The following is a 17,036-nucleotide window of genomic DNA, read 5'->3' on the forward strand; positions in this document are numbered from 1 at the left end:
ACAAGGTTCATGGCGGCGGCGGTCAGCACCTTCTTCGACTTCCCTGCTTATTTGGCTGCGGCCAAAGCCAGCGTTGAAGAGGCTTTGGATGATTCGCTTGGCCCTGAGCGCCCTGAGCAACTCAGGGAGGCCATGCGCTACTCCCTTTTGGCGGGTGGTAAGCGTTTACGCCCCATCCTTTGCCTGGCAGCTTGCGAACTTGCTGGAGGTGAACCGGCACAGGCTCTGCCGACAGCAGTGGCTTTGGAAATGATTCACACGATGTCGCTGATTCATGACGATCTCCCCGCCATGGATAACGACGATCTACGCCGCGGTCGTCCCACCAATCACAAGGTGTATGGAGACGCTGTTGCCATCCTCGCGGGTGATGCGTTGCTTACACGTTCCTTCGAGATGGTTGCCTTGCGCAGCCAGGGTGTAGCGCCTGAGCGGCTGTTGAAGGTTGTTGGTGAGCTTTCGCTGGTTGCTGGTGCTCCTGGCTTAGTGGGGGGGCAGGTTGTAGATCTGGAGTGTGAGGGCAAAGAGGTGGATCTGGAGACTTTGGAGTTCATTCATCTCCATAAGACCGGGGCCTTGCTGAGTGCTTGTGTGATCTGCGGAGCGTTGATTGGTGGAGCAGAAGACGATTTGATTGATGCGCTACGCATCTATGCCAGAGGGATTGGTTTGGCGTTTCAGATCATTGATGACATTCTTGATGTAACGGCGAGCAGCGATGTTCTTGGCAAAACTGCTGGCAAGGATCTGCTTGCCGATAAGACCACCTATCCCAAATTGTTGGGTTTAGACGAATCCCGCCGGCGAGCAGAACTCCTTGTGAGCGAAGCCAAGGCAGCACTAGAGCCTTGGCAAGCTTCTGCTGCGCCTTTGCTGGCACTAGCCGATTACATCACCAGCCGCGATCGATGATTGTCAGCGACTCTTCCCCATCTGCGTGGCTTGGGCTTTTAGATAATGCTGTATTGGCTTGGGGGCTTGCCGCTTGTGGCTTGGCTCAGCTTTCCAAGCTGATTGTGGAGTTAATTCTTTATCGTCGCTGGCGACCTGCAGTGCTTCTGGAAACAGGTGGTATGCCTTCGAGCCATTCGGCCCTTGTAACTGGTACAGCAGCAGGTGTGGGATGGGAGATGGGTTTTGATCACTCAGGATTTGCGCTGGCAGCCACTGTGGCTTTTGTGGTGATGTATGACGCCAGTGGGATTAGACGTGCTGCTGGATTCACCGCAGCACGGGTGAATCTTTTGCCTGTGGAGACCTGGCCCACTCCACCAGAAAAACAGCTTAAAGAAAGCCTTGGTCACACTCGTTTTGAAGTGTTAGTGGGCAGTTTGATCGGCCCCGCAGTGGCTTTGCCTGGGTTGGTTTTTGTCGGTTCTCCACTCCATCTCAGCCAGTTATTGGGTATGACATTGGGGTGACGCAGTCTTCTTTCGATCCTGCGACTGTTGAGCTCACCGCAGATCAGCAGCAGGCGGCCGAAGCGTTCAGTTCTTGGTTGTATGACGCGAATCATGGCAATCCCTTTGTTCTGAGTGGTTTCGCGGGCAGTGGCAAGACGTTCCTTTCGATGCGATTGTTGCGTCAGGTTGAGGACACTGGACTGTGTTGGACAGTTGTTGCGCCAACCCACAAGGCTGTTGGTGTGCTTCGTCAGGCTCTAGATCTTGAAGGCCTCAGACCCACCTGGTATCCCTCCACGATTCATAGGCTGCTTCGCCTGAAATTGAAGCGGCAGGGTGATCTTGAGCTGTGTGAGTCAACAGAGCAAACGGCCCAGTCTCTAGAGCAATTGGGCCTGGTTCTGATCGATGAATCTTCGATGATCGACAGCACCCTGCTGGGTCTTGCTCTGCAGTGTGCCCACCCCTTTCGGACACGTCTCGTTTTTGTAGGCGATCCTGCTCAACTGCCTCCTATCGGTGAGGCCCAAAGTCCTGTGTTTTCGATGCATAGAGCCTGTACAGCAACATTGCAGCAGGTGGTGCGTCATCAGGGCCCTGTGTTGCGATTGGCGAGTCGTCTTCGCGATGGGAGCTTGCTCTGTCAGTCCCCGCCATGCTTTCCCTTGATTGAGGATGAGCTGGGCCGGGTTGGATGCATGGATCAAAACAACTGGCTGAAGCGAGCTCAGGCTGCCTTGCAATCCGCGGCGACTCAGGATAACCCTGATGCAGCAAGGATTCTTTGCTACACGAATCGCAGCTTGGAGCAATTGGTTCCCCATGCAAGGCGGGCGATTCATGGTGATATGGCCGATCAGTTGCCGGTACTCCCTGGAGAGGTCTTGATTGCACGCAAAGCAGTCATGGCCCCGGCTTCTCGTAGTGGTGCCGAGACTGGCGAGGAACCCGACATGGTGCTCGGATCAAACCGAGAGGTGGTTGTCCGTGACGTCACTCCGGAACGCTGTGACCTTGCAGAGTTTGGTTTAGAAGGACAAAGCGATTGGTCTGTGCCGGTGGTTGATACCCTGACGGCCAAAGTTCGAGCAGGCGAGCTTGATTTGGAGTTGCGTTTGCAGCCGCCAGTTGGTTCTGAGGGCAGACGTTTGCTCGATACCACGTTGCAAAGGCTCAGGGTTGAGGCAAAAGCGGCGGCCAAAAGGGATGGTCGCTCTTTGTGGCGGCGTTTTTTTCTGCTTCGAGATGCCTTCGCATCATTGGGGCCTGCGGCGGTTCTTACCGTCCATCGCAGCCAGGGGAGCAGCTTCGGGGAGGTGTTTGTTGCTGGTGATGTTTTCTGGCCTCAAGATCTCAGCTTGAGACGGCAACTGGTTTATGTGGCAGTTAGTCGTGCCCGTACAGGTGTGTGGCTTGTGGGGAAAACAGGAGCCGCCGCCTCACAAGGTCGCTGGTTGGATCAACTCAGATCACAATCGTCAGACCGCTGATTCCTTGCCAACCAAGGTAGGCACCTAGAGCAAAACTCACCCCACCAACGATTAAGTCACCTTTGGAAAATAAAAGTTGTTTGCCAGCTTGCAGCAAGGGAATCACGCGTTCTCTGCCAATGATCACGGCGACTAGGGGGATCAGTAGCAGCAGGCTCGAGCCAAATGTGAAAAACACCAAGCCAACGATTTCTTGCCAGCTGGGGAGGCTTGCGGCTAGGACCACGGCTGAAGTCTTGGCAAATAGGAAGAGGTCATCTGGGCTGATGAGTTCTGTTAGCGCACCAACGGCGATCAAAAGCGGCAGCGGCAAATTGATAAATCGTTCGATCGTATGGGTCCAGGCTGGTTGTTCTTCTCCTGCAGCAAACGAACGCAAGAGCTCCTTTAATCCCAACGAGATCAAAGCTCCTCCGCCAAGAAGGTCGAGAGCTGTTCGATGATGAGACCCTTGGGTCATGTCCAACACCAAGCTGTGGCCCACAGTCAGCAGCAGGATGACGGTGACCAGAGTGGTGACGATCCAGCCAGTAACGAACCAACTTCCCCGCTGAATCGGTTTAGGACCTAGCAGTAGGAGAAGTAGGACACCTAAATGGATCGGCGAGAGAGCTAAGCCGGTGCCAAAGGCCAATAGTTCGGCCCATAGGGTGGTGTCAGCCATTGAGGCGATCAGGTGAGCTTGTCAATATTCGCTCATGATCAATGGTCAATCTTGGCGCAAGAACCTTTCGTTGTTCGATTTAGAACTTGCCACTGCAGAGGGCATTCCAGCGTGTGATCACGCGCTGTTCTCTTTCGAAACCAAGAATGCAAATGCTGCCGGTATCGAGTCTGAACAGTCGGCCGGCTGCGGCACCGAGGCCTAACCAGGTGCCAGTCAGGGCTCGCAAGATATGTCCATGGGCGAAGAGAACGATGTCACCGTTGTTTGAGATGCCGAGGGCATGTTCAATGATTCGTTCACAACGGTCTTGCACGGCAGTAGCGTGCTCGCCACCAGGACAACCTTGGTCCCAAATGGTCCACTCAGGAACGGTTTGACGGATCTCTGCTGTGGTGATGCCTTCATAGTTTCCGTAGTTCCACTCGATCAGCTCCGGCAGGATTTCAGCGGGCATTTCAAGCTCAGCCAGCGCACAGGTGCGCATGGCTCGTTGCAGGGGAGATGACAACACAGCGGCAAATCTCACGCCTTTGAGCACAGGAGCAAGAGCCTTCGCCTCTTCTTCCCCTTTGGGTAGCAAGGGGAGGTCGGTGCTACCGGTATGGCGGCCTTGGAGTGCCCATTCGGTAGCCCCATGGCGGATGATCCAAAGTTGCCGAGATGTCATGCAGGACGGTTGCTGCTGGCTGAATTTTGACGAGCATCGTCAAATGATGTCTTCCTGGGTTTGTGCTGTTCAGAAATCACTTGTTGCTGGGATTGATTGCGGCTCGAGTGCGGCTCGCCATCGACGGGAGATCATTGAGCAGCTAGCCCAGTGGAGGTGCACCCAGCTGGCATGCAATGTCTGATGGCTCCATCCTTCTTTGTGTTGCGGCACCCGCCACCCTTGAACTTGCCATAGAGAGCTTGGTTTGTTGATCTTGTGTGGTCGAGCAAGAGGTTTTTTTAAGCCATTGTTAGGGCCCGTGGGGTGGAGTTCCCAGCGGTGGAATTCATGGCCCATCAGTCGATCACCTTTGCGTACAACAAGACTGTCTTCTGTGCCATCAAGGCTGCGATAACCCACTTGAAGGGAGCCTTTTTTGGCATGAAAAGGAAGTAGGCCTGTCATCGGATGGGCTTGTCCTTCCAGATCAGTGAGGGTCTGTCCAAGCAGCAGCATCCCGCCACATTCGGCATAAATCGGGCGCCGTCCATACCAGGCTCGTAGGTCTGCCATGCTGCGATCACATTGACTAAGACTCGCCGCATATTGCTCGGGGAAGCCGCCTGGAAGGATCACCCCTTTCGCTTGTGCAGGTAGGGGTTCATCCTCCAGTGGTTTCCAGGGCAGGACTGGCATCCCAAGAGCTTCAAGGCAATCTTTGGTTTCTGGATAGCGAAAGTGAAAGGCATTGTCTTGAGCTACTGCTACAGGCCGTAGTGGTTGTGGTGATTGGATGCTCTTTTCTCCAAGCAGGGCATGAATTGGATCTATTGCCGGGGTAGGCGCGCGGAGCAACGTTTTGAAGCTCGTTAGATCGAGATGAGTTTCTGCGAGGGCGCTCCAGGCTTGTAGTCGAGCTTCCAATCGCTCAAGCTCATGGGCTGGGGCAAGGCCGAGATGTCTACTGGGAAGATTGAGTTCAGGATCTCGGGGCAAGCAACCGAGAACTTTAACCTCAATGCTGTTGAGGACTTCTTTCAGTAATTCTTTGTGGCGATTGCTATTGACCCGGTTCAACACCACCCCGGCCAGAGTCAGTTGTGGATCGTGGTCTCGGAAGCCTTTAATAAGGGCAGCTAGGGAGCCTGCTTGGCCGCGTGCATCCACGACAAGCACGACTGGTAGTTGCAGATGACGAGCTACGGCAGCAGTACTGCCTTGCTGCGATGTGCCGACACCATCGAATAGGCCCATGACGCCTTCCACCAGCGCAAGGTCGGCAGCTGCACCAAAGCCATGAAAGCTGTTTTGCACCCAGTCGGGGCCACAGAGCAGTAGATCAAGGTTTCGACAGGGTCTACCGGAAGCAACTGTTAGTTGTTGCGGGTCGAGATAGTCGGGCCCCACCTTGAATGGTTGGAGACTTAGATCACGGCTGCGTGCCCAGGCTGTGAGGGTGAGGCTTAGTAAGGTTTTCCCAGTGCCACTGGCTGGGGCAGCAATCACACAGGCCATGACGGGTGGCGGCTGAAAAAGGGCTTCGCCAAAGGGGGGTCTTAGCTAAGCAGCTTGGCAGCAAGGGGTGCTGCAGCGGCAAGCAGGGGGGTGGTGGTGTTATGGCCACCAGCGAGGAGTCTGGCTACATCCATCTCTACAGATGCGACCTGCATGGGGACGACTTCTTCAATCAGCTCCATGCTGGCCATGCCACCTGCTTCGAGTCTCATGCAGCCGCCAGATTCGGCACAGAGAATCACGCAAACGGCATGTTCGAGTTGTGCATCTGGCTTGCAGATCAACCTGACCCCCACGATCTGGCCAGGATGAATGCTCGGTTGCCCCATGGGTACAGGCATAAGGCGAAACTGAACAGTGGTTCCATCGGTTCGGCGGAATTCGGCAGCAATGCCTTCCTCTTTTATTGTCTGGGCGGCTTGTAATTGCCATCCCAGTCGATCGGCGATCCATGCGGCTAACAACAGCCCCTGGACGGGGTGATGACCCTCAACGTCGATTTCGAGCTGATCAACATGACTAAGGGCATTGCGGCGGTGTGGTGGGTCAAACACCATTGCGAGGTGTTCTCGCCAAGTGCGCAGCCTTAACCAATTCAGATCATTCACCGCTCGGCCTGCTTCCACATGGGCCTTGAGCAGCTCAATGCAGCGATGGGGATCTCCTAATGCTGTATCGATCACCAGGCGTCGTGGGGTCACAGCCAGCCGCTCGAGCAATTCGGGGGCTTCGTCCAGGCTGCCGTTCCACCAGACCCAGGAGGGTAGTTCTGCAGGTAGTAGAGGTTGAAGGATTCCCAGCCCATCTGTTAGGGCGTGATGGTCACCGCGAAGTACCACTACATCTCCGCAGGCGTTGTTTCCTCCTCCTTCTTCTGGTAATGGGCAATAGGCAGCCACCAGTGTCTCGAGGTCATGCCCCTTCTCGAGGGTTGGTGCCAGTGTGATCAGGCGGCGGGGTTCTAAGGCACTGATTGCAGCATCAATGTGTTGCCCACGTAAATCCTCGCCATGTTGATTGCCTTTGCGATTGGCAAGGACTGCTGCAACACTTGAATCAAGAGGAGGTGTGCTGTGGGGTAGATCGCCTTCGGTAACGGCTTTGCGGGCAGCTTGGATGAGCTCTTGGCTCTGCGATCCAATGATCGGGCCATCAATCTGGCCGGTTCTAACCAGCTGCTGTTCGACCCAGGCTGGCTGCCAAACCAGCAGGGAGAATGTTTTGGCGCCTGTGTTGCCAGGTTGATCGTTTAACCAGAGCTGCTCGAGATAGCTAGGGACCTCACTAGGAGGGAGTTGCAGAGGGCTCTGAAGCGTGAGCTGGGGGGACATGGATAGAGCTGAGTAATCAAGATGAGATGAGCCAGGCGGAATCAGGGTCGGCGCCAGAGCAATCCGTCATTGGCAAGCAGGGTATCGGCAGCAGCGGGCCCCCAGGTACGTGATTCATAGGGATGAATGGGCAATTGCCATGGGCTGTCTTCAATTAGTTCCAGTAGAGGGGTGTAAAGGCGCCACGCTGCTTCAACCTCATCACTGCGAGTGAATAAAGTTGGGTCACTGAGCATGGCATCGGCCAAAAGTCGGACGTATCCCTCATCGGATGGCTCACCGAAGGATTCGTCATAGGAGAATTCCATCTCTACTGGTCGGCTGCGCATGCCTGAACCAGGTGACTTCACCTCAAAGCTCCACTCGGCTCCTTCATCCGGTTGGATTCGCAGGATGAGTTGGTTCGCTGTAGGGCTGCCCCCAGCGGCATCGAAAAGGTGCACAGGTGCTTCTCGAAAGGTGAGAACCACTTCACTAAGACGCTTTGCCAGTCGTTTGCCAGTGCGAACGTAAAAGGGCACTCCCTGCCAGCGCCAGTTGTCGATGAAAAGTTTCATCGCTACATAGGTCTCGGTGGTGCTGCTGGGATCGACACCCGGCTCCTGTCGGTAGCCTGCTATCGGAGCTTCCTTGGTGCCGCCAGGTGCGTACTGGCCACGGATGCAGCAGTTCCAAGGTTCCAACTCATCCGCTAGGCGAGCCGCTAGCAAAACCTTGGCTTTTTCATTGCGGATTGCCTCAGGGTCAAAGCGCCCTGGCGGCTCCATTGTGGTGATGGCCAGCATCTGGGTGAGATGGTTTTGCACCATGTCGCGTAGGGCCCCTGACGATTCGTAGTAGTTGGCTCGTTCTTCAACACCTACGGTTTCAGCGGCTGTGATTTGAACGCTGGAGATGTAATTCCGGTTCCAGATTGGTTCAAAGATGGTATTTGCGAATCGCAGTACAAGGATGTTCTGGACTGTTTCTTTGCCGAGGTAGTGGTCGATGCGGAAGATTTGATTCTCTTGGCCACAGCTTTGGACGATTTGATTTAAAGACTGAGCACTGGCGTAATCACGCCCGAATGGTTTTTCGATGACCACTCGACTGCGTTTGGGATCGCTTAGAAGACCTGCATTAGCAAGAGCTTTGCAGCCACTGCCGTAGAACTTTGGTGACACCGAAAGATAGAAGGTGCGATTGCTGCGGGTGGCGCGGAGTCGATCAATCTCTTCCAGCCGATGGCTGAGTTTGATGAGGTCTTCTGGCTTCTGTAGATCGACAGGTTCGTAAAAAAGACCAGCGGCGAATTGATCCCAAGCAAGATGGTTTTCGTTGATAGTCTCGCCGAGGGCTTCAGCCATTTTTTGGCGAAATATTTCGTTGCTCCAAGGACGTCGCGCGCAGCCAAGTAGGGCGAATTCACTCGGTAGCCGCCGTTGTTTGTATAGCTCGAAAAGGGCTGGAACCAATTTTCGGTGGGTCAGGTCGCCACTTGCACCAAAGATGACTAGGCACTGCGGAGCGATTACCCGCTCTTGACGTAGTCCAACCCGTAAAGGGTTGGTGATCGTGGTGCTCATGGAACACAGACCTCTTCTGACGGGTAACCAAGGATCTGTGAATTCAAAGTGCTCCAGACCATCCCGGCATGCTTTGTCGTCGTATGCCCAAAAAAATTTGAGGAAGCATAAAAAGACCCGCCCATTTGGGCGGGTCTTTTTATCAGGTTAAAAAACCTGGATAGCGCAGGATTAATAGGTTTCCACGTGCCAGCGATGAGCTTTCTTCAGCTGGGGTCGTAACTCTGACCAATCGATCCCCTTAGCAGTTGCTGCTGCGGTCATGGCTTCGTCGATGCCAGGCTCCATGCCCTTTAGGCCGCACATATAAACATGGGTTTTGGGGTTCTCAATCATTTTGAAGATCTGATCGGAATACTCCATCACCCTGTCTTGGATATACATCCTGCCGCCTTTAGGATTCTGCTGTTCACGGCTGATGGCCTTGGTATAGATGAAGTTGTCGGGAAACTCTCTGAGATAACGCTCAAAGTCTTCGTCATAAAGCAGGTTGGCCGTGTAGGGAGCACCCATGAAGAGCCAGGCTTTTCCGCGGAATTTCCAGCCATTCTTGGAGCGCTCTGTGGGCTCAAACATGCGGCGAAGATAGGCACGCATTGGAGCGATGCCGGTTCCGGTGGCCAACATGATCACGTTGGCATCTTCATCATCTGGTAGAAGCATTTCTTTGCCTACCGGTCCGGTGATCTTCGTTTTGGCTCCAGGCTTGATGTCGCAGAGATAGGTGGAGCAGACACCGTCGATCGTTTTGCCGTCTAGCTCGTATTGGAGCTGACGAACACATAAAGAGACTGTTTTGCCCTCTAGGTTGTCGCCATGGCGGGTGCTGGCAATGGAATACAAGCGGAGCTTATGGGGCTTGCCGTTGGCGTCTGTACCAGCAGGAATGATGCCAATGCTCTGGCCTTCTACATAACTGAGATGGGGATCACTCCCGGCAAGGTCGAAAGTGATGTGATTGACCCTGCCAACAGCACCTTCTTTGACCAGGCTGTAGTTCTCTAGAACAGTCCCTTCAAAGGGTGCCTTCGGCTTGTAAAGGTTAATGGGTATTGATTTTTGAGCGGGTGGGCTTTTGGTATCAGGCTTTTTGGTTGAGCTGGTTGTCGATGATGATTTTCTTTCAGCTGCTTGGCGGTAAGAAAAGCTAAAAGGAGCTAACTCTCCGTCTTGGCCTCGGTAAAAGAGTGCTTTGACAACGTAGAAAGCGCCAATAACAAGAGGGATATGGGCGATTCCACCTAGAACTACTTCAGTTTGGTTGAAAGCCATCAAGAGCAAGAGCGTGACGGCGAGAATACCTTAGAAGGTGTGATGGTATGCATACTCATCCGCGTTTTCGGGTTACGTTTAGCGATTGGCACAGCTCAGTCTCTGGGCATTGGCTCAACGGTCATTGAATTCTTTCGGTATTCTTAGGCGTCTTGAGCACAGCCTCTTCTTGTGGTACCTATCCAGGATCTTCAACCACGTTCGGGTTCCGTGCTCATAGCCTCACCAGAGTCGGTCTCTGTGAAGCGACAGGCCATCGAGCAGACGATGGAACGCTTGCCTCATGGGGCGCGACGACTGGCGGTCCAGCTGAGAACGCCGATCAAAGAGTCTTTGCTATGGGACGTTCTGACCGATTACGACAAACTTAGTGAATTTATCCCAAACCTTGCGAGCAGCACAGTGTTGGAACGCACTGGCAATCGAGTGCGGCTGAACCAGGTGGGTTCTCAACAGTTGCTGGGGCTGAGGTTTTCAGCTCAGGTTCAGTTGGAGTTGGTGGAATATCGATCTGAGGGCCAGTTGCAGTTCCATTTGCTTAAAGGGGACTTCAGACGTTTTGAGGGAAATTGGATCATGCGCGAGCTGGCTGAGGGAACGTCAACTTCCCTTCTCTACGAGCTCACTGTTCAGGGCTGCATTGGTATGCCAGTTGCCTTGATTGAACAGCGATTGAGAGATGATCTAACTGCAAATCTACTTGCAGTGGAGATGGAGGGCTTGCGTCGCCAGTCCTTGGTTTGAGCATCTCAAAATATGCAGATGATCTTGAGAAGCGTTTATTTAAATTGTTCGAGCTAAGGGTCTACGAAAAAGGTCATTGCTTCTGCGAATAGAAGCACACCTTTAGCAAGCTCAATCCTTTATCAACTGATACCCCCAAGGGGATTCGAACCCCTGTCGCCTCCGTGAAAGGGAGGTGTCCTAGGCCTCTAGACGATGGGGGCGAGGCCGTAATCACAGCTGTCTGTGCTTGTGATCACTCGGAAAAACTACGTTTAAGCCTGACCCTCCGTCAAGGCAAGCGGAGTTCAATCTTGTCCATTTCGTTGCCAGACTGGAACTGTTAAGTAAAAGCATGCGCCCTTATCGGGTTCTGAGACAACCCAGATTTTGCCCCCATGGACCTCCACGATGCGGCGGCATACCGATAGGCCGACTCCGAATCCAGATGTTGACACTGAAGTTTGTGGCAAGCGCACTCGGTCAAGAAAAATCCGCTCTTGCTCATCTTCTGGAATCCCTGGCCCGTTGTCACAGATGCTCACCTGCACCCATTGACTTGTGCGGTGCAGCATGGTCAGTGAAACTTCCCCGCCATCCTCAGTGAACTTCAGGGCATTTTCCAGCAGGTTGAGCAGCACCTGTCGCATGCGCCTCTGATCAGCAAATACCTTGGGTAGGTCGGAGGGAATGTCTGTACGGATCTCGATGTTTCGATCAAGCCATAGCTTTTCGAGCTCTAGGATCGCTTCAGCGGCGATATTTCCTAGATCAAGATTTTGTGGATTGAAAAGGTCTTCCCATTTCGTGCTTTTTACTTCCAGCAGGTCTTTTGATAGCAATTCGATTTCATCAAGACGCCGTTTGACGACATCCTGAAAGTGTTCAATATTGATTTGCCCCAGCTGTTGACTCTGCAACGCTAGGACTGCTGCGGTTAGAGGAGTTCTTAACTCATGAGCCACCATTCTCAGTGTTCTTTCCTGTGCATTGAGGCGGTCGATCAGGGTTTCGTTCTCCTGGCGCAATACCAGCAGCTGATCTTCCAGTTGCAATTCCCTTTGAGTGCGGCTGCCATCTAGTTCTGTTGGCCTCAAACTCAGGCCCAGGCCAGTGACGACGATGTCTTGCTGCCAGCGAGTGATCCAGTTTTGTAGTTGCTGGAAAATACTGCTGCCTGCGAACACTTGCTTTGGCGTTGGCGATAGCTTGATCAGTGCAGGGGTTGCCACTAGTCGATGCAGTTCAAGCAACTCCGGCTGTTCACTTGGATCAGCCATCTGCAGCGTGACATTGAAGCCGCAGTCTTCATTCTCCAGAAACTGGATCATTGATCGCAGATCGTTTCTGGAGAGCTGATGGCGAGCTGCTACAAGCAGGAGCTGAAGCTGTTGTCGCTGATTGGCTTTGACCCCATCCACTGTGGCGGGTGCCTGGCAAGGTTGAGGTTCACATTATGGGTTTTTACTTGAACTGGTAGAGCCGCTAAGACCTTGATGAACAGTCTGTTGCTCAGTGGGCGTTGCTGATAGCTCTCTTCCCATTGCAAGAATTGGTTGCTCCCATATGTGGATCAGTTGATCCGCGTGGAGGTTGTTGCATAAGCCAAAGAGGGGGATAGCCGTTATCGCTAAAGCTGTTGGCCATACAAACAGTGCGACTCATTGACGAAAAACCTGGCGATGAGTGGGACGGGCTGATTGAAGACGAGGGTTTATCCACCATCAGAATTTGCTTGAGAGGGCCTCAGCCTCGATTCAGAAGGGATAGGAGTTGATTCGACTCTCTAAAGCGTTGATATGTCATAACTGACTCGGTTGGGGTGGTTAAACCCTTGTCGGATAGGGCACCATGGCGAAGTCTTGAAGACCAGATCCATTGCAAACCCTTTCCCGTCGACTTCGTTCAGTTTTGGCGGCTTCGTTGTTGATGCCCCTCAGTTTGATTAGTCCTGCTGCGTTTGCTCAGCAAGCTGGTGGGTCCAAAGCAACACCGGCTAGCAACGAAGACATCTTTCTCTATCGAGGCATTGGCTCTTCGTACGTTTGTAATGCACGTGCCGCTGGCGTGGAATTTCCCAAGGCCGTTGGTATCGCTGCCGCTACGTACGCGCAGATCCTTACGGGCCGCCATGGTGGATTAGTGGCTTCGGCAGGAACTAGCAAACTCACCACCAAACAGCTTTTCGCTGGCGCTGAGTTTCAGATCATCACTGGGGCTATTCAGTACTGCCCTAAGGAGGTGCCAGCAGATGTGAAGGCCAAGGTTGAGGAGGCTGTCAAGAAACAACAGGACAGCAAGTAGACGAGGTGAGTTTTCAGGTGCTGTTTAACAGCTGCATCTAAATGCACCTGTTAAACAGCTTTGCATGCAAATTGCGCTTAAAGCTGGAGAAAGCATCTTTGATGAGTAGCTCATGCTTGAGAGCATCAACATCTTCTTGCTGGCTGATTAAGCCGCTGTCAACTTGTTGACTAATAAATGCTGATGATGTTCGATGCAGCATTCATCACTGTGATCAATCTCACAGCAGTATTTGAGCAAGGTTAGAACAGATGTGGTTGATCTGATGGATGGTGTGTGAAGCCATCAGTCCTAGATCATGACTGCAAAACACTTCGCTGTTGTCGGTGCTCAATTGCTGACTGCAACCGCTATTGGTACCGCTCCGCTGATCTGGGCAATTGCTGCTCATCCAAGCTTGTAAGTCTTTTAGGGTTTGTTTTGATTACAGAATTCCTTAAGGATTGACCACTTGCCCTGGTTGACTGAGTGTCAACCTATTGCGCTCATCTTTTGATTAAATTATAAATCATGAACCTCTAGTAATGCCTAGAATCTGTTTCTTTGACTTCAATCAGGGTCTTTAATCATTGGTTAATCGATGGTTTTGAGGTTCAATATTTATGATTCAGAATCAGGAAGAGTATCCAGGCTGAATCGATAGCCCTGCTGGCGCATGGTGGTGATGCCACCTCCTTCGCCAAGCCCAGCTTGCTCAAGTTTGCGTCGCAAGGTAAGGATCTGGGTGTCTACAGAACGAGGTCCGCCGCTGAAGGGAGGCCAAGCCATTCGCAATAATTCCTGGCGGCTTCGTACGATACCTGGAGGCATTAAAAGTGCACAGAGAAGTGCAAATTCTCTGGGGCTTAATTCCACAGGTTTATCGCGCAGAGTCACTTGTCTGAGCAACAAGTGGACTTCAAGGGGGCCCACTGTGACGCGCTCCTGTAAACCGCTATGTCCCCGTTTCAGCAAGGTGCGACAGCGTGCGGCGAGTTCTTCAAGTCCAAATGGTTTGCGCAACACATCGTCGGCGCCTTCATTCAGGAGGCCCACCATGGGCTCTGTGCCTGTTCGAGCTGTTAACACGATTACAGGGCAACGGAGCTGATGAGAGAGTCGCATTGCAGAACTCCTCTCAAGTAACTCAGCACTAACGAGAAGATCCGGTGATTGATCTCGGCAGACGTCAAGGGCTTCCACGGCAGATGCCACTGCAGCGGTGAGATGGCCGTCCTGACGGAGGCGATGGACCAGCACCGTGCGAAGAGTTTGGTGAGGTTCCACAACAAGGACCCTTGAGGGCTGCTTTGGCGTGGTCTGCATCTGCAAAGACCCCGATGAAGACACTTGGGTGTCCTCATTGGAATGAAGATTGCGGGGAATGGAGGTCACATGTGATCACAGATCGCGCTTACGCTAAACCCAATCCAATGGCAAGCTGCCAAAAGAGGCTGCCGTGATCTCCGACCATGACATCTCTTGATCACCCTGAGGCGATTAGACACTTCCAGTCGCTTTGTGATGCCTGTCAGGAACTGACCAGTCGTTACCACAGTCAGTCGGAGCTGCGGCTCTATGCAGACGGCTACATTCATGCTCTAAGGCGTAGTGGACAACTGGAGATAAGGGATCAGGCCAGGTTTGAAGATCTTGTCGATCGTTGGATTTTGGATCCCTCCAGCTTTATTGGCCCAGATGGCGATATGGGAACTCTTTATCGCAAAAAAGAAGCGGGTTGGTAATTCCTTTTTGGAATTCCAGCAGCCTTTGCATACCAGCTGGCCAGGGCATGCTCCCTGTTTACATCCCAGGAATTGGTTAGCTGCCTTTTGTTTTCGCTTGCTGTGTTGGCCATGATTGGCTCGGTGGCGACCAACATGGGCCTGGTTCCCTAAGTTTTGGAGAGGTATTTCGTTTAAGCCCATCACCCCAAGCCTCTCTAGGGCTGATGGGGATGCCCTAGGGGGGCCATGCTGCTTAGTCGTTCAGTCCTTTTTAAGGCCAAACAATTTCTTCCAGCCTCGCCAAACCAGCGGGTTATTGCCTTTGGTGATCACTGTGATCGCTCGACCCAAAAACCAGGAACCAGCAAAAAATCCGATCACAGCCACTCCATAGAGGAGATTTGCTTGCAAGGTTGTGGCGAGTAGTAACGGCATTTAATTGCTAAGACTTAACGAATTAAAGCTTGAGATCTTAGCTGTTAAGAGCGATTTCAAGCTTCTCTGCCAATTCTCCAGCGTTGTACATCTCAATCAAGATGTCTGATCCGCCGATGAATTCTCCTTTTACATAAACTTGGGGAATTGTCGGCCAATTGGAGTAGTCCTTGATCCCTTGGCGAATTTCCATGTCGGAGAGCACATCAAAGGTTTCGAAGCTCATGCCGAGGGAGTTGAGGATCTGCACGCAATTGTTGGAGAAGCCGCACTGAGGCATCAGTTTTGTGCCTTTCATGAACACCATGATCGGGCTTGATTGGATCAGGGCTTCAATACGTGTTTTGGTAGTGGGATCCATCGAAAACGAGGGGGAGAGGGTTTAGTTGGGAGTAGAGGTGCTTAAGGCCAGGGCATGGATAACTTCACTGGCGAGCTGATCTTTGAGGGCCCCATAGACCAACTGATGCTGACGGATTCTGGAAAGGCCAGCGAAGGCGTTTGAGATGACGCTCACCTGTAGATGGTCGCCGCCACCAGTGAGGTCTTCAACGGTGACTTGGGCATCAGGTAGGGCTAGCCGGATCGCTGCACCCACCTCGTCGGATTGAACCATGGAGACTAATGTTGGCTTCAAAGCTTGATGCTGGCAGATCCAAGTCGAAAGTTGACTCAGTTGGGAGCTGTCAGCTTGGCGCCGGCATAGGGGGTTTCTACGAAGCCCAGCTCCAGAAGGCTCTGATAGGCCTTTTGGCCTTCGGGGCGTGAGGGCGACATCACTCTCACCACTTCTACCAACACCGGTACAGCGACCTCAGGTTGGTTTTGTTGGCGGAAAAGTGCTGCAAGGCGAAGGTTGGCCTGGGCAAGGAGCCCCATGGCTTTACGCCCGTTGGCATCCATTTCGCGAGGGATACGAGCATCCAGTCCGCGGAAGGCTCCACTGAGGTCTCGATAAAAGGAAAGCAGCTGCTTTGCAGCATCGCGAGCGTTGTCGTAGTCATTTCGGGCTTCAGTGAGATTTCCAGCGGATACAGCAGCATCTCCTTGATTCAGGAGGGCTTGAACTGCTGCCACATTGAATCCACCGCCCGCTTGGGCCAGCACCTTGTCATTGGATGAAGCTGCTGTTTGAGCTAGTGCTGAACCAGATGAGAGAAGTAGGCCAGCAGAAAGAGCCAGGGCCGTCAGCGGAAGGCGACAACGCATGAACTGAAGAACAGATGGGCGAAACTTTAAGGTGCTTTCTTGAGACGGCCTACTGCATGGAGGGCCGCTTGTTCAGCTGCATGCATCTTTTCTGACAGCTCTGCATTGAAGCTTTTCACCGCCTCACGACCAGTCTCCAAGACCTTCATCGGTTCTGCGAAGCAAATTGATGCCCGTCCACAGGCTTTGGGAATGGCTTCGCTATAGCCAAGACCAACTGGTACGACTTGGACATCAATTTTTTGGCTTTTTGCAAGTTGAGCCAGACGTGCCAAACCTTGATAGAGCTTGATGGGTTTTTCTGTGCGATTGATTGTTCCTTCTGGAAAAACCACGACCTGTTGTCCATCAGCCATCAGATCAATCGCATAGCGCAGGCTGGTGAGCGAAGGTTTGCTCTGATTCACCGGGAAACATCCCAAGCGATGGAGAAACCATCCCTGTAGGCCCTTCATTTCATCAACAGTGACCATAAATCGACAATCACGACCCGTAACCCGACGGCCAGCGGCCATGGGCAACATCAATGCATCCCAGCGTGAACGATGGGTGGGAGCCAGCAACACTGGCCCTTGCATGGGCAGATTCTCTTGACCCAGAACGATGCGCTCTCGAAAGTATTGGCGCAGGACGATGTCTTGCGTCGTCACCATGGCAACGGGGGCCAAAAAAGGGTCTATTGCGAGACCCAGGGAATTTTCACGAGTCGCTAGGGCCGAGGACACCGTCTCTGGCGAGTTCAAACATCCGAAGTTAAAGGCCAAGAA

Annotated in this window: 19 protein-coding genes and 1 tRNA gene; 6 read left to right on the forward strand and 14 right to left on the reverse strand. The window is 52.9% G+C overall.

Translation table 11 applies throughout. The features are described from left to right. Nucleotides 1-9 precede the first annotated feature (9 nt). The 3 genes from crtE to SIB66_RS07840 are packed head-to-tail and all read left to right on the forward strand — an operon-like array spanning nt 10 to nt 2,893. The gene (crtE, locus tag SIB66_RS07830) at nt 10-912 is read left to right on the forward strand and encodes a polyprenyl synthetase family protein (RefSeq protein WP_413410358.1); all 903 of its coding nucleotides are present in this window, start codon (nt 10-12) and stop codon (nt 910-912) included. Continuing rightward, a complete protein-coding gene (locus SIB66_RS07835) occupies nt 909-1,421 on the forward strand; it encodes a divergent PAP2 family protein (RefSeq protein ID WP_011825591.1) in 513 nt (170 codons plus the stop codon). Before crtE ends, SIB66_RS07835 begins: the two co-directional genes overlap by 4 nt. Next, complete coding sequence (locus tag SIB66_RS07840; RefSeq protein ID WP_063406538.1) at nt 1,418-2,893, forward strand: ATP-dependent DNA helicase; 1,476 nt, start codon at nt 1,418-1,420, stop codon at nt 2,891-2,893. The genes SIB66_RS07835 and SIB66_RS07840 overlap by 4 nt, the downstream gene beginning before the upstream one ends. Here SIB66_RS07840 and SIB66_RS07845 read toward each other — a convergent pair. From SIB66_RS07845 to SIB66_RS07870, 6 genes are all read right to left on the reverse strand, one after another. Further along, nucleotides 2,868-3,557, reverse strand: a complete 690-nt coding sequence (locus tag SIB66_RS07845) for a GAP family protein (protein ID WP_063406539.1) — start codon at nt 3,555-3,557, stop codon at nt 2,868-2,870. The genes SIB66_RS07840 and SIB66_RS07845 overlap by 26 nt on opposite strands. Before the next feature lie 79 nt (nt 3,558-3,636). Continuing rightward, complete coding sequence (locus tag SIB66_RS07850; RefSeq protein ID WP_063406540.1) at nt 3,637-4,227, reverse strand: histidine phosphatase family protein; 591 nt, start codon at nt 4,225-4,227, stop codon at nt 3,637-3,639. Between the two features lie 69 nt (nt 4,228-4,296). Then, entirely contained in the window at nt 4,297-5,724 is a 1,428-nt protein-coding gene (locus tag SIB66_RS07855) for a cobyrinate a,c-diamide synthase (protein WP_063406541.1), read from the reverse strand. A gap of 41 nt (nt 5,725-5,765) precedes the next feature. After that, entirely contained in the window at nt 5,766-7,055 is a 1,290-nt protein-coding gene (locus tag SIB66_RS07860; protein ID WP_063406542.1) for a glucose-6-phosphate dehydrogenase assembly protein OpcA, read from the reverse strand. 41 nt (nt 7,056-7,096) lie between these two features. After that, on the reverse strand, nt 7,097-8,620 hold the full coding sequence (gene zwf / locus SIB66_RS07865) for a glucose-6-phosphate dehydrogenase (protein WP_063406543.1): 1,524 nt from the start codon (nt 8,618-8,620) through the stop codon (nt 7,097-7,099). 171 nt (nt 8,621-8,791) lie between these two features. Further along, nucleotides 8,792-9,892: an FAD-binding oxidoreductase gene (locus tag SIB66_RS07870; protein ID WP_063406603.1), complete on the reverse strand. Its 1,101-nt coding sequence runs from the start codon at nt 9,890-9,892 to the stop codon at nt 8,792-8,794. Between the two features lie 171 nt (nt 9,893-10,063). On the opposite strand from SIB66_RS07870, the gene SIB66_RS07875 reads away from it, so the two are divergent. Beyond that, nucleotides 10,064-10,636: an SRPBCC family protein gene (locus SIB66_RS07875; protein ID WP_074160284.1), complete on the forward strand. Its 573-nt coding sequence runs from the start codon at nt 10,064-10,066 to the stop codon at nt 10,634-10,636. Nucleotides 10,637-10,766: 130 nt separating this feature from the next. Here the strand turns inward: SIB66_RS07875 and SIB66_RS07880 are convergent. Then, nucleotides 10,767-10,839: transfer RNA gene (locus SIB66_RS07880), tRNA-Glu, on the reverse strand. Between the two features lie 84 nt (nt 10,840-10,923). Next, nucleotides 10,924-12,036 (reverse strand): histidine kinase, encoded by a 1,113-nt coding sequence (locus SIB66_RS07885; protein WP_063406544.1) that lies wholly within the window; start codon nt 12,034-12,036, stop codon nt 10,924-10,926. 457 nt (nt 12,037-12,493) lie between these two features. On the opposite strand from SIB66_RS07885, the gene SIB66_RS07890 reads away from it, so the two are divergent. After that, a complete protein-coding gene (locus SIB66_RS07890; protein ID WP_063406545.1) occupies nt 12,494-12,919 on the forward strand; it encodes a hypothetical protein in 426 nt (141 codons plus the stop codon). 600 nt (nt 12,920-13,519) lie between these two features. Here the strand turns inward: SIB66_RS07890 and SIB66_RS07895 are convergent. Continuing rightward, nucleotides 13,520-14,224: a response regulator transcription factor gene (locus SIB66_RS07895; RefSeq protein WP_011825606.1), complete on the reverse strand. Its 705-nt coding sequence runs from the start codon at nt 14,222-14,224 to the stop codon at nt 13,520-13,522. A 146-nt stretch (nt 14,225-14,370) separates the two neighbouring features. Between SIB66_RS07895 and SIB66_RS07900 the strand changes: the two genes are divergently transcribed. Further along, a complete protein-coding gene (locus SIB66_RS07900; protein ID WP_011130468.1) occupies nt 14,371-14,643 on the forward strand; it encodes a DUF6761 family protein in 273 nt (90 codons plus the stop codon). A 243-nt stretch (nt 14,644-14,886) separates the two neighbouring features. On the opposite strand, the gene SIB66_RS07905 is transcribed toward SIB66_RS07900, so the two are convergent. Genes SIB66_RS07905 through SIB66_RS07925 form a run of 5 tightly spaced genes read right to left on the reverse strand, consistent with a single transcriptional unit; the run spans nt 14,887 to nt 17,033 of the window. Further along, nucleotides 14,887-15,060: a hypothetical protein gene (locus SIB66_RS07905; RefSeq protein WP_011825608.1), complete on the reverse strand. Its 174-nt coding sequence runs from the start codon at nt 15,058-15,060 to the stop codon at nt 14,887-14,889. A gap of 37 nt (nt 15,061-15,097) precedes the next feature. Next, the gene (grxD, locus tag SIB66_RS07910; RefSeq protein WP_011130467.1) at nt 15,098-15,421 is read right to left on the reverse strand and encodes a Grx4 family monothiol glutaredoxin; all 324 of its coding nucleotides are present in this window, start codon (nt 15,419-15,421) and stop codon (nt 15,098-15,100) included. 21 nt (nt 15,422-15,442) lie between these two features. Beyond that, nucleotides 15,443-15,676, reverse strand: coding sequence for a BolA family protein (locus SIB66_RS07915; RefSeq protein ID WP_011130466.1), 234 nt, complete (start codon nt 15,674-15,676; stop codon nt 15,443-15,445). Nucleotides 15,677-15,732: 56 nt separating this feature from the next. Then, entirely contained in the window at nt 15,733-16,269 is a 537-nt protein-coding gene (locus tag SIB66_RS07920; protein ID WP_063406546.1) for a hypothetical protein, read from the reverse strand. A gap of 26 nt (nt 16,270-16,295) precedes the next feature. Further along, a complete protein-coding gene (locus SIB66_RS07925) occupies nt 16,296-17,033 on the reverse strand; it encodes a lysophospholipid acyltransferase family protein (protein WP_063406547.1) in 738 nt (245 codons plus the stop codon). Nucleotides 17,034-17,036: the final 3 nt, after the last annotated feature.

Source organism: Prochlorococcus sp. MIT 1318 (genome assembly GCF_047304505.1).
GTDB lineage: Bacteria > Cyanobacteriota > Cyanobacteriia > PCC-6307 > Cyanobiaceae > Prochlorococcus > Prochlorococcus marinus_D.